This window comes from Halobacteriovorax sp. BALOs_7 (genome assembly GCF_003612895.1).
In the GTDB taxonomy this organism is placed as follows: domain Bacteria; phylum Bdellovibrionota; class Bacteriovoracia; order Bacteriovoracales; family Bacteriovoracaceae; genus Halobacteriovorax_A; species Halobacteriovorax_A vibrionivorans.
In genome coordinates, this window is sequence record NZ_CP027772.1 from 1,356,307 (window position 1) to 1,368,927 (window position 12,621).

9 protein-coding genes are annotated in these 12,621 nt (G+C 36.2%); 4 read left to right on the top strand and 5 right to left on the bottom strand.

Going from position 1 to position 12,621, the window contains the following annotated elements; all coding sequences use genetic code 11:
* Position 1: 1 nt before the first annotated feature.
* The 3 genes from hemB (at position 2) to BALOs_RS06625 (ending at position 5,083) form a co-directional block, all read left to right on the top strand.
* Positions 2-991, top strand: a complete 990-nt coding sequence (hemB, locus tag BALOs_RS06615; protein WP_115363874.1) for a porphobilinogen synthase — start codon at positions 2-4, stop codon at positions 989-991.
* A gap of 379 nt (positions 992-1,370) precedes the next feature.
* Positions 1,371-2,774: a TonB-dependent receptor gene (locus tag BALOs_RS06620; protein ID WP_120404669.1), complete on the top strand. Its 1,404-nt coding sequence runs from the start codon at positions 1,371-1,373 to the stop codon at positions 2,772-2,774.
* Between the two features lie 2 nt (positions 2,775-2,776).
* On the top strand, positions 2,777-5,083 hold the full coding sequence (locus BALOs_RS06625; RefSeq protein WP_120404670.1) for a penicillin acylase family protein: 2,307 nt from the start codon (positions 2,777-2,779) through the stop codon (positions 5,081-5,083).
* A gap of 2 nt (positions 5,084-5,085) precedes the next feature.
* Here the strand turns inward: BALOs_RS06625 and BALOs_RS06630 are convergent, their stop codons facing one another.
* Complete coding sequence (locus BALOs_RS06630; protein WP_158536929.1) at positions 5,086-6,690, bottom strand: mechanosensitive ion channel family protein; 1,605 nt, start codon at positions 6,688-6,690, stop codon at positions 5,086-5,088.
* 245 nt (positions 6,691-6,935) lie between these two features.
* Between BALOs_RS06630 and BALOs_RS06635 the strand changes: the two genes are divergently transcribed.
* On the top strand, positions 6,936-9,302 hold the full coding sequence (locus BALOs_RS06635) for an ATP-dependent Clp protease ATP-binding subunit (protein WP_115363866.1): 2,367 nt from the start codon (positions 6,936-6,938) through the stop codon (positions 9,300-9,302).
* Positions 9,303-9,324: 22 nt separating this feature from the next.
* Here BALOs_RS06635 and BALOs_RS06640 read toward each other — a convergent pair whose 3' ends face one another.
* The 4 genes from BALOs_RS06640 to BALOs_RS06655 are packed head-to-tail and all read right to left on the bottom strand — an operon-like array spanning position 9,325 to position 12,513.
* Positions 9,325-10,386, bottom strand: coding sequence for a peptidogalycan biosysnthesis protein (locus BALOs_RS06640; RefSeq protein ID WP_120404671.1), 1,062 nt, complete (start codon positions 10,384-10,386; stop codon positions 9,325-9,327).
* A complete protein-coding gene (locus BALOs_RS06645; protein ID WP_233500286.1) occupies positions 10,386-11,033 on the bottom strand; it encodes a thioredoxin domain-containing protein in 648 nt (215 codons plus the stop codon). The genes BALOs_RS06640 and BALOs_RS06645 overlap by 1 nt, the downstream gene beginning before the upstream one ends.
* Entirely contained in the window at positions 11,026-11,463 is a 438-nt protein-coding gene (locus BALOs_RS06650) for a disulfide oxidoreductase (protein ID WP_115363862.1), read from the bottom strand. Before BALOs_RS06650 ends, BALOs_RS06645 begins: the two co-directional genes overlap by 8 nt.
* A 60-nt stretch (positions 11,464-11,523) precedes the next feature.
* Entirely contained in the window at positions 11,524-12,513 is a 990-nt protein-coding gene (locus tag BALOs_RS06655) for a ParB/RepB/Spo0J family partition protein (RefSeq protein WP_120404672.1), read from the bottom strand.
* Positions 12,514-12,621: the final 108 nt, after the last annotated feature.

A 12,621-nucleotide genomic window follows, 5' to 3' on the forward strand; every position in this document is an offset into this window, starting at 1 on the left:
TATGTATTTAAATAATATTAGACCTCGTCGTAATCGCAAAAACCACGCAATGAGATCTCTTATGCGTGAAACGATCTTAACAGTTGATGATTTAATCATGCCTCTTTTTATTGTAGAGGGTAAGGATCAGATCATTCCTGTTGATTCTATGCCAGGAATTAGTCGTTTTAGTCGCGACTTAATTGTAAAAGAGGTCAAAGAGCTATGGAATCTTGGTGTTAAGTGCGTCTCATTATTTCCGGCTCTAGATGATTCAATCAAGGATCGTCTTGCTACTGAATCAAAGAACCCTAATGGACTTCTTCAAAAGACAATTAAAGATATAAAAGATGCATGTCCAGATATGCTAATTATGACAGATGTTGCGATGGATCCGTATTCTAGCGATGGCCATGATGGTATTGTTTGTGAAAAAACTGGCGAAATCTTAAATGATGAGACCTTAGATATTCTCTCTGCTATGGCACTATCTCAGGCCCAGGCCGGAAGTGATATTATTGGCCCAAGTGATATGATGGATGGAAGAGTTGGACATATTCGTGAAACGCTAGATAGTGAAGGCTTTCATAAAACTCAAATCATGTCTTATACGGCCAAGTATGCTTCGGCATTCTATGGACCTTTTAGGGATGCTCTTGATAGCGCACCTAAGGCCGGTGATAAGAAAACTTATCAAATGGACCCTGCTAATCTTACTGAAGCTCTACGAGAGATTGAGCTTGATGAGGCAGAGGGTGCAGATATTCTTATGGTGAAACCAGGGATTAGCTACCTTGATGTTATTGCAAAAATGAAAGAGAGAACGAATCTTCCAGTTGCTGCTTATAATGTTTCTGGCGAGTATGCCATGGTTAAGGCCGCAGCTGAAAAAGGCTGGATAGATGGCGAAGCTGTAAGTCTTGAAATGCTAACAAGCTTCAAGCGTGCAGGTTGTGACATGATTTTGACTTATTTTGCAAAAGAGTGTGCGATTAATTTTGCTAAGAATTAATGACAAGAATTAATTTTTTGATTTAATAGGGATGTAGGCCTTTGCTCTTTTTTCGCGGGCCTGCTTCTCTTTCACTGAAGCAATTCCTACTAAAATACCGACAATAATTACTGGAATCCACATATAGTTCCATCTCCTTTCTTAAGGATATTGTATCATCCTTTCATTGTTCATATCGACAAATCCATGTCAATTTTTAGCAAGGTTGCCAAATAACGGGAATTACTGGCCAATTCCAACGCATTTTATTGCTTTTAGGATAAATTATTTTGTCACAATTGCTGATTTCTTGTGTCCTAACTTTGCCATTTGAAGTTTTAAACTGGTATTATATGAGTAAGATTTCAATTATTTAAGCCAAGTTTAAGGAAGATTACACATGGATTTTTGCCAGATTCTATCAGCAAAACAAAAAGCACTACAAATTAACCTCGACAACTCTGTCTATGGAAGCTTTGCCGAAATTGGGGCAGGTCAGGAAGTGGCCAGAGAGTTCTTTAGAGCAGGTGGAGCTGCTGGTACTGTTGCAAAGACAATGTCGGCCTATGATATGCAGATCTCTGATTCAATTTATGGGATTGAAGAGACAAAGCGTTATGTTTCATTAGGTCGTTTGAATAAAATGCTTGAGACTGAATTTTCAAAAACATATGATCGTCTAAAGGACTCACGCGATGACTCAACTAAGTTCTTTTGCTTTGCCGATACAGTGGCCGCAAAGAGCTATTCTGGCAAAGGTGAATGTCATGGCTGGTTAGGTGTTCGTTTTCAACACGCTCCAGGAGCACAGCCTTCTGACCTTATTCTTCACGTTAAAATGTTAGATCAAGAAAACCTACAGCAACAAGAGGCCGTTGGTTTCTTAGGTGTGAATATGATTCACAGCTGTTTCTATAATTCAAATGATACATCAAGACTCGTTTCATCTCTTATGGATAACCTTTCTACAAGTCGTTTGTTGATTGATATGATTGATGTACGTGGCCCTGCATTTGAAGGCCTTGATCCAAGAATACTTTCTCTTGAACTTGTAAAAAGAAAATTCACATCTGCAGTTATGTTTGATGAGAATGGAAGTGTTGTTCAAATTAAGGATTATCTCTATCGAAAGCCTCTTGTGGTTCTTAGAGGATCTTTTAGGCCACCGACAAAAGGGAATTTAGATGCCCTTAAAGTTGGTCGTGAACATTTATGTACTACTGAAAAATGTGAAAACGTTGTGACGTTATCTGAGATTTCGATGTCAAAGCTTTTATCTCGAAGCTCTGCAATCGATAATGCAGACTTCTTAGCAAGAGTTGATCTACTTACAAAACTTAAGCAAAAAGTTCTTATTACTAATTTTGCTTCATACTTTGAGCTTAATCAATTCCTACAGCCAATTTCTAAAAGCCAAATTGCGTTTATTACAAATACATATAACTTAAACGAAATTCTAAATATCAAGCACTATGAAGATACTTCATATGGGATCTTAGGTGGTCTTGGTGAGTTATTTGGCCTTAATACTAAATTATTTCTATATCCATGTGCCGATGATAATGATGCAAATAATCGTCTAGGCTTCTCTGATGTTAAATACGATCCAACTCTTGAGTATCTTGTAAAATACCTAAGAGATAATGGACTCATCGTTGATTTAGAGGGATTTGATTTCGAATCATCAGGTATTTGGTCTCGTACAGTTATTGAAATGATTCAAAAAGATCAAAAAGGCTGGGAAGATAAGCTTCCAAAAGTCGTTGCTGATCACGTTAAAGAGAAAAAACTATTTAAGAGTTAACTATGAAAAAAATTATCTTATCACTACTTGGGGCCGTATTCTTATTAATAACTACCGTATACTTCCTCTTGTTAGGCTCATTTCCAGTTATGGAAGGAAGTTTAAAAATTGGTGATATCGATAATGAAGTTCAAATCTATCGTGACCACGAAGGTGTTGTTCATATCGATGCTAAAACAAGACATGATATGAATTATGCACTTGGCTTTTCAATGGCAAGTGATAGAGCTTTTCAATACGAGCTAATTGCTCGCGCAGGACAAGGACGACTTTCTGAAATTCTTGGGCCTGACTTAGTTGCTGCTGATAAATTATTTAGAACTCTCAATTCAAGCTATATACGCAACGATATTCTTACAAATCTTGATCCTGTCGTTCGCAAAGATCTCGAATCATTTATCGCTGGTTATAATTATTACTTAAAAAACAGCATTCGACCGATTGAATATTTTATACTTGGAATCAAGCCTAAGAAAATTAATCTAGAAGATATCTATGGTGTCTTTGTCTATTTAAATTATAGCTTTTCTCCATTTATGAGAAATGAGATTGCTTATCAACAAATCATGGCCGACGTAAAACACCGTGATTTAAAATATCTCTTTGCAAATAATGAAGTTGATTTATCTCATCGTCTTCGTCGTGTCGTAGAAGCTCAATTTATTGACTACGATGATCTTCTTGAAGGGATTGGTACCTTCACAGGCTCTAATGCATGGGCCATAAGTGGGGATAAAACTCGATCAGGTAAGCCAATTTTAGCAAGTGATCCACATATTAAGTTTTCAGCACCTAATATTTGGTATGAGGCCAATATTAAAAATGAAGAAGAAGGTTTTCATATGTATGGCCATTTTCTTCCAATGATTCCTTTCCCTGGAATGGGACATAATCGTAATCACGGTTGGGGATTAACAATTAGCTATACAGATGATGTGGATCTTTATCAACTAGACGATGACTTTGATATTGTTCGTGTTGAAAATTCTGTCATAAAAGTAAAAGGTTCGGCTCCTATTAACTTTAACCTTAAGTGGTCTGAAAAAGGCCCTATTGTTGATGAAATTGTAAAAACAGTAAATAAGGATTCAAAGAATATAGCAGCACACTTTAGTTTTTTTCAAATAGGTAATAAGCCAATTGAAGGCTTCTATGGGCTAGGCCGCGCTAAAAGTTTTGAAGAGATTAAAAAAGCAACAAGTATTGTTAAGTCACCTGGGCTTAATATTGTCTATGCTGATGCCAAGGGAAATGTAGCTCGCCTAGTTATGGGTGATAGCTATAATAGATCTCATCCTTATGAGTCTGATCTTGTACAAAGTGCTGATCGTAAGATCTTAGGAGCTTATGATTTCGATGATAAGCCTCATGAGATAAATCCAGAAAATGGTTTTGTGGTCTCGGCCAATGATGCACCAAAAACGATGAAGGAAGGGATTCATCATCGTGGTGGCTGGCATTCTGATAATCGCTACAACACAATTCTCGAATCTCTTAAGTTACGTAAGAATTGGGATATCGACTCTCAGAAGATGGTACAAACAGCTAGCTTTAGTAGTCATAATGCTATTATTCAAGAAATGATTATTAAATCTGCTAAAAGAGTTAAGCTCAATAACTTAGAACAGCAGGTGTTGGAAAAGTTAGCACAGTGGAAAGGTCATTCGCGTCATGATCAAGTGGCCCCAACAATATTTCATGAAGTAAATATGAATATTAGAAGGCTGTTGATGGATGAAATGGGTGATAATTATCTTAATTATTGTAAGGCCATAAATTCTTGGACTTTTTATTATCGTTTACTTGATAGGCCTTTTGATGCTTGGTGGGATATTGAAAAAACTGCTCCAGTCGAGGAACGCTTTGATGTTATGGCCATGGCATTTAAAGAGTCAGTTGCAAAGTTAAAGGAAAAATTAGGGACCGATATTGGTACATGGAGATGGGGCCGTGTTCACAAACTAAAATTCGTTCATCCGTTTGAAAAGAATAAATTCTTAGCAAAGATTTTCTCTCATGGGCCGTATGAAGCAAATGGATCAATCAATAGTATTAACCATATCAGGCGTGTAAAATGTAATAAGGGCCACACTCCCGTGACTGGGCCAAGTACGAGACGCCTTGTTGATTTTGCTAATGTTGATCTTTCATATGGTATCTTACCTCTTGGTAATTCTGGACATATGTTATCGCCATACTACGACAACCAAAGAGAAAGATTTTTTAATGATGAATATCGTTATCAGATTTTTAATTTTGATTTAGTTAAGAAATCTGGCCCTAAGGTTTTAACCCTAAGGCCAATATAGAATTACTTTAAACGATCAATAGATGAGCGATTTGGTGCGTGCCAACGCTCATTTTCAAGAGACTTAGCAACTTGTTTCGACATCTCAAAATTAACTTCTTCAGGTGAATAAGTAACACCTGGATCTTTTTGTACATGTAGAGTTTGAGTAGGGAAGGCAAAGTTAATACCGTGCTTTCTTGCAACTTTTAAAATATCTAATAGAAATTTATGTTTTTCATGTAATTCGTCATCCCATGATGGAACTTCCCAGAACATATAAACAAGAATATTAAGAGAGCTTGCACCCATTCCATTAAAATATACTTGAAAGTTATCCTTACGTGTAAATGGATGAGCGATGATGATTTGTCTTATACTCTCACAAAAGTTTTCAATTTTTTCTGGTGGAGTAGCATAATCAATACCTAAGTTTGTATTAAATCTACGATAGCGACGTCTTCCAAGGTTATCGATATTTGCATTGATAAGAGTACCATTTGGAACAGATAAAACTGAATTATAAAATGTTCTAATACGAGTTGATCTCATTCCAACTTCTTCTACAATCCCTTCAATATCATCATTAATCTTAACCCAGTCACCAATAGTAAATGGATTATCAAATAATACTGTGAATGAACCAAAGAGATTTGAAATTGTATCCTTTGCTGCAAGAGCAAAAGCAATACCACCAATTCCCATACCTGCTAGGATGGATTTCATATCCAGCTCTAGTGCATCACCAATGAAAATGATACCAACAGCAAAAATAAAGAATCTTGCAGTTTTTCTTACAAGGGGAACAATAATATCATCGAATTTATTCTCAGTATCACGGGCCTTATCTTCTAGGTAGAGACAGATGACCGTTAGTAGCTCGTTTAAGATCATAATCATCGCGACAGCAAAAATGATGTCACAGGCTTTTATGATAAGAACAAGAGCATCAGTCGGTAAATCAATCCATGTACATAATGTTTTAAAAATATAAACAAAGGTAACAATTCCAAAAGGTGCAGTCAGTCTGTTTTGTTGTTTTTCAGTAAAACTTATATTTCTCTTTTTTAGGATTGAAATTGCTTTAACTGCAATATAGTGACGTACAATACGGTCAAAAACAAAGCTTATAAGAGTAATTATAATTAATAGAATCCAATGGATATTTAAAAGAAGAAATCTTTGATGAAATGTCCATGGAGGAAGATACTCTTTAAGTCGATCTTTTATGGACTTACTGTAAACAACGTCTTTGGCCGTTTGTTTTCCTCTAAGTGATAAGTCGTAGTGATATAGTGATTTCGTTGTTTCTTCAGTAAAGAGCCAAACAATTTTCTCGTCTCTTTCAAATTTCTGTAAAGAAATTTCGACTTGATGATCATCACCATCAACATGGACCTTAGATTTGCGGTAGTACCAAATATCTGTATTAGGCTTCTTAGGGATTTTCTTTACATCGATATATTCAATACGATCAAGAACCGTTATCAACGTTTGAGCATAGTCTTTAAGTTTAACTTCCCTAACTGATTCCGGAAGATAACTACCATCAAAAGTCTTTATGGCATATTCTAGCCCAAGGTTGTTTCCTAGTTTATAGGCCTTCATATTCTTGAGATAGTAATTCATTGTCGCTCTAGGTGTACTTAAGTCGAGAGGGACGATTTCATTTGCAAGCACTTGAACTTTGCAAATAGTTAAAAGTATAAGGAAAAATTGGATAAAAGTTTTATACATAAACACTCTTTTTATTACGAAAAAAAATTAATTGGTTACCTTGACAATTATAAATGAGCTCCCATCTTATTTATAGAAGGGGAAAAATACCTCATAATTTTAGGTGTTTATGCCCAAAATTTACGCGGAGGATTTTTATGAATAAGTACGATTCAATCGTTGCAGGAAGTTTGGACATTGCCCAAACTCTTCTTATGGAAAAGAAGAATACTCAACTATCCGAATGGCACCTTGCCTATGGACTAGTGAAGAATCCATCTTCTTTCTCTTCAAGATCTCTTAAGAATAAACTGAAAGAGATTAAGACAGAAGTTGATCGCCTTCCTCAGGCATCAAGTGAAGTGGCACTTGATAATATAAGACCGACTGCTGGACTCAGTAAGTGGTTAACTCTTGCATCTTCTAATGCAATACAGAGTGGACGCCAGGAAATTTCAGAGACAGATTTACTAAAGAATATCATTACGATTCTTCCAAGCTTGAATATTGATCCTACAATTTTCTCTCAAAACTTTGATGGTGATGAGGAAGATGAAGTGCCATCATTCTTAACAAATCTTAATGAAATGGCACAAGAAGGTAAGCTTGATCCAGTTATTGGCCGCTCAAAAGAAATTCGTGCGGTAATGGAGATCCTAGGAAGACGTGGAAAGAATAACCCTGTTCTTGTAGGGCCTGCCGGTGTTGGTAAGACTGCTATTGTTGAAGGTCTTGCTGAGATGATTGTTAAAGGCAAGGTTGCAGATGTATTAGAAGGAAAGACTGTTTATGCTCTTGATATGGGAGCTCTAATGGCCGGAACTAAGTTTCGCGGAGAGTTTGAAGAGCGACTACAAAAGCTTTTAAAATATATTAAAAAGAATGCAGCCACTTCGATTCTCTTCATTGATGAGATCCATCAACTTGTTGGTGCAGGTAAAACTGATGGTGCAATGGATGCGGCCAACCTTCTAAAGCCGGCCCTTGCTAGAGGGGAGCTAAATTGTATTGGTGCTACAACTGATGAAGAATATCAGAAATATATCTTAGGTGATAGTGCTCTTGAGAGAAGATTTAGAGCTGTACCGGTTAATGAGCCATCAAAAGAAGATGCCATTGAAATTTTAATGGGGATACGCGATAAGCTTGAAATTCACCATGGTATTAAAATTTCTGATGAGGCCATCTTTAATTCAGTGATACTCTCTGATCAGTATATAACTGATAAGAATTTACCAGATAAGGCCATCGACCTTGTGGATGAAGCTGCAAGTGCTCTAAAGCTTTCAGCGGAGGCCATGCCTGCTAAGTTAGTAGAGCTAGAGGCAGAGATACGCTCTAAGAAAGTAAATGCTCAAATTGATAAGGAAAATGAAAAACTGAGCTCTGAAATAAAAGAGCTTGAAGATAAGTTCAATGAACAAAAAGCAAAATGGGAAGATGAAGTTCTCTCTCTTAAAAGAGTCTCTGAACTTAAGAATCAGCGTGACCGTTTAACTTTTGAACTTGAAGCAGCAGAAAGAAATCAAGACTATGAAAAAGCTAGTGAGATTAAGTATTCAAGACTACCTGAGATTGAAAAAGAGTTAGAGTCTTGTCATCATGACTGGATTCTTGCAACTAAAGATATTGCAATGGTTATCTCGAGACAAAAGGGAATTCCTGTTGAGAAGATCTTAAAGTCGAGACAATCTCAAATTCTTCAACTTGAAGGCTTTTTAAAGTCACGTGTTTTTGGACAAGATGAAGCATTACAAGAAATTGCTGATACTGTCATTACTTCTCATGCTGGACTAACAGACCCATCTCGTCCATTAGGCTCATTCTTGTTAAAAGGTCCAAGTGGTGTTGGGAAAACTGAAACAGCAAAAGCATTGTGTGAATTCTTATTTGATACACAAGATAATTTAATTCGCTTTGATTTATCAGAATATAGTGAAAAACACTCTGTTAGTAAGCTTATAGGTGCCGCTCCTGGTTACGTCGGCTACGAAGAGGGTGGTGTTTTAACTGAAGCTATCAGACGCCACCCTTACTCTGTTATCCTTTTTGATGAAATCGAGAAGGCCCATCGTGACTTTGGAGATATTCTACTCCAGATCCTTGATGACGGGAGGCTAACTGATAATAAAGGAAGAACGATTGATTTTAAAAACACAATTATTCTTCTAACAACAAATGCTAAGAATGTAGAGCATGCATTTAAGCCAGAAGTTTTAGGCCGTCTTGATGCAGTCTTAGACTATAATCCGCTTGATCGCTCAATTATGAATTCACTAATTGATAAGCAGATCAAAGAATTAAACTCGAGACTTCTTGCACGTAAACTGAAGGTTAATATCTCTGATAGTGTAAGAGCGAGATTAAACGAGCAAGGCTATAGTGAAGATTACGGTGCAAGGCCACTTGCCTCAACTTTTAATCGACTTGTAACTAGACCGCTGTCAAAAGAGATTATGTCTCATGACTTAGAATCTAAAGATTTAAATATTGATTATAAAGATTCTGAAATAACGATTAGGTAAATGTTGAGGTACGTCGATACTTTTAGTCAAAGGCCAAAAGTATCGACGTACCTACTTCAAAGGGAAGAAGCTCATTTAGTTTTTGATGATAACGTTGCACTTGTTTATTCTGGTTTAGTACATGTTGTCTAAGAGCCTCGTGAATCTGAGTGTTCTTTAAATGATGCCAGGACTCAATTTCCACTGGACGAAATCCTCGGTAAAGTTTTTGTTCTCCTTGTGCGCCGGCCTCAAATATTCTAAGCCCTTTATCTATTGTGTATTCCATTCCCATGTAATAACACATTTCAAAGTGAAGAAAATCAAAACTGCTTTGATAAAGAGGATGAATTCCCCAGTAGCGTCCATAAAGCTTTGTCTCTGATTCAAAGAACATTGCCATGGCAATAATCTCATCTTCTTTACTTGCAAGATAGGCCAGGTGGAAGAAGCAATTATCTAATTCTTTAAGTCCAATAAAGAACTCTAACGTTAAATAGGGGTAGGCTGATTTCTTGTCGATGGTTGTTAAATAGATTCCATAGATCTGCTTAAGTTCTTCTATTTGTAGATCTCTTGCGTCTACTTTCTCTATTTTGAGCTCGTATGCATCACAAGTTCGTCTTTCTTTCTTTATATTCTTTCTTTTATTCTTTCTTAGTTTTGAAAGATAATCTTCAAAAGAGTCATATTCATTTATGAAGTGATATTGAGTCGTGACTTGTTTAAAGAAACCTAAATCCTCTAATTGTGTGTATTCCTTGTCAGTAAAATAATAGTGCTCACTTGAAAAAGGAGAGTTTTGATAAAACTCAAATGATTCTTTTAAAAGATCTGAATCAAGATCTTTTGTGAATTTACTATTATTAACAGGTGTAAAAGGAATAGCATGAATGAGTTTGGGGTAATATTCAAGGCCCATTCTGTAATAAAGGTCGGCCCAGGCCCAATCAAATATATACTCACCGTAACTATGATCTTTTACATATGAGATAAGAGTGTTGTCATTTTTAGTTAGGTGAACTGGATGCCAACCTCTCTGAGGAGATGCACTCCCACTGTCTTCTATGATTTTAAGAAAGTGGGAGTTAGCAAAGGTATGCATTATTTTTCAAGCTCTTCCTTAACTTGTAGTTCAAGTTGGTTGTAACTGAAATTCTTTAATGGCTTCCCATTGATAAAGAAAGTAGGGGTACCACGTACTCCAAGTTTCTTTCCATCTTCCATGTCTTTTTTTACAATCTCCATGAATTTTGGATCGTGCATATCTTCTTTTACTTTTTCAATATCTAGTCCCTCAATTGTTGGAAGATAATTCCAGATGAGATCAGGTCTTGGGTTGTGATGATTTCCCCAAGCTGGTTGACTTTTAAATAAGACACCAAGGGTCTCCCAGTATTTGTCTTGCTTTCTCGTTGCCTCTAGAATTGCAATGGCATAACTTGAATTCTTGTGAAAGGCCGCATAACGAACTACAAGTCTTACTTGTCCTTCGTACTTTGCCATAACATTTTTAACATATGGATAAAATGCGCGACATGATTCACACTCTGGATCAAGAAACTCTACGATTGTAACAGGAGCATCTTCAGGTCCCATTGATGGGGCATAGTCTGGAACAAAGAGTTTATAATTTTCATTAGCTTGCATACCAAGCTTCTTACTTTGTTGTTTTTTGTAAACTGTTGTTGCGATAGCAAAGATTGCAATAAGAGCAATCACAACACTGATGATTTTGTAATTCTTATTCATTTGTTGTCCTCATTGATTTTTTATTTTTGTAATATATTACTAGAGTTATTAGTAAAATTGTAAATGCCATAAGTGATAGAAATGGAATGGAAATAAATCCAAACCAATTTATCCATTTTGCTGAACATGGTACTCCACTTAAACAAGGTGAGGCACTTTCTGGTATAATTTCCCATTGAAGAAGATTGTGATAAACGGCAATGGCCCATCCAATGACAGTGAAAGGAATACTTGTTTTCATGCAATAGTGTTCTTCATCGTAGACGCCAAAGAGAAAAATTATAGCAAGGGGATACATGGCCACTCTTTGGTACCAACAAAGTGAACAAGGAGTGAATTCCATAATAACACTAAAGAATAAGCTTCCTACTGTTGCTATCATGGCAACAATCCAGGAAATAAAAATGAGATTTGAGTTTTGTTTTTTCATAAATTTACCTCTGGTCTATTTTGTCTAAAAAAGATGACATTGACCAGAGGTAAACGTTTATTAAAGAGTGTATTCTGGTGTGAATTCTTGTGCGCCTTCTTCTAAGACTACTGGAGTTGACTCTGAATGCTCATCATCATCAATTGACTCAGTGCTTGTCATGCTACCTGTCGTTCCCATTTTAAAAAAGTGGTTCAGGTTTTCTTGCAGTTTTCTCATCTCTTTCATGATTGAGTCTGCTTCTTTACCTTCATAAGTTAGCTCTTCTAGAAGAATTCTCGTTAGATTTTTATTTAGTCTCTTAGAGAGGTTTCTTAGATGTGCATATTCTTTTGGAAGTGGAATCATTGTCTCAATTTCTTGATTTGCTTCTTCAATTCCACCACGTTTTGCAGCTGTGATAATTTGCTTTGCTTCCTTTACTGTTTTGTCAGCAATCATTGGAAGGATCTTCTCTTGTGTTTCTTTATCAAGCTTAATGATCTCATTTGTTTGGCTAGCATTTAAGTGGCCAAGACGACGGGCCTTCTTAACATGTTCTGAAGCAAGTGCGTCTCTTTTGATTGCACCTTTAATAACGCTTTTAGAAAGTCCTGTTTTTTGGGCAGTAACAGCTGCAAAAGAGTCCATATCTTGCTCTTCTTGAGCTTTTTCAAGTTTCTTCTCTTCAGTCGTTGTTGCGATTTTATCAACTTCAATTTTTGTAGCAGTTGGATTTAATTCTTCATAGATTTCGCGACCACGGTTAAGACACTTCTCAAACTCAAGTTTATCAAGTGGCTTTCTAACAAGGTTTTCATCAATTGAGATAAGTTCTTGCTCTAGGCTCTTTCTATCAACAACGTGAACTGGAATATCAGTGATTCCTAGCTCTTTTAGAGCTGTATATCTTCTTGCTCCTGCAAGTAATTCGTTTTCTTTATTAATTGTGAGAGGATTAATTAGTCCAATACTTTCGATACTATTCTTTAATGTTTCTACATCTGTCTCTGTTCTAAGGTACTGAGAATTTAATTTGATTTCATCAATATTGATTGTGGTAGTTTGCATTTATGTCCCTCATAAAATTAATTATTTGAATAATCGTGTGTGTTGTGTGAAGGCATTTTAAGGTGCATTTTTAATTCTGACTAGATCTGACAGGTATTGTAAGAAAGT

Excerpts from the sequence above, each read along its gene's own strand:
- hemB (WP_115363874.1), top strand. The coding sequence starts at position 2 with ATGTATTTAAATAATATTAGACCTCGTCGTAATCGCAAAAACCACGCA.
- BALOs_RS06620 (WP_120404669.1), top strand. The coding sequence starts at position 1,371 with ATGGATTTTTGCCAGATTCTATCAGCAAAACAAAAAGCACTACAAATT.
- BALOs_RS06625 (WP_120404670.1), top strand. The coding sequence starts at position 2,777 with ATGAAAAAAATTATCTTATCACTACTTGGGGCCGTATTCTTATTAATA.
- BALOs_RS06630 (WP_158536929.1), bottom strand. The coding sequence starts at position 6,690 with ATGAATTACTATCTCAAGAATATGAAGGCCTATAAACTAGGAAACAAC.
- BALOs_RS06635 (WP_115363866.1), top strand. The coding sequence starts at position 6,936 with ATGAATAAGTACGATTCAATCGTTGCAGGAAGTTTGGACATTGCCCAA.
- BALOs_RS06640 (WP_120404671.1), bottom strand. The coding sequence starts at position 10,386 with ATGCATACCTTTGCTAACTCCCACTTTCTTAAAATCATAGAAGACAGT.
- BALOs_RS06645 (WP_233500286.1), bottom strand. The coding sequence starts at position 11,033 with ATGAATAAGAATTACAAAATCATCAGTGTTGTGATTGCTCTTATTGCA.
- BALOs_RS06650 (WP_115363862.1), bottom strand. The coding sequence starts at position 11,463 with ATGAAAAAACAAAACTCAAATCTCATTTTTATTTCCTGGATTGTTGCC.
- BALOs_RS06655 (WP_120404672.1), bottom strand. The coding sequence starts at position 12,513 with ATGCAAACTACCACAATCAATATTGATGAAATCAAATTAAATTCTCAG.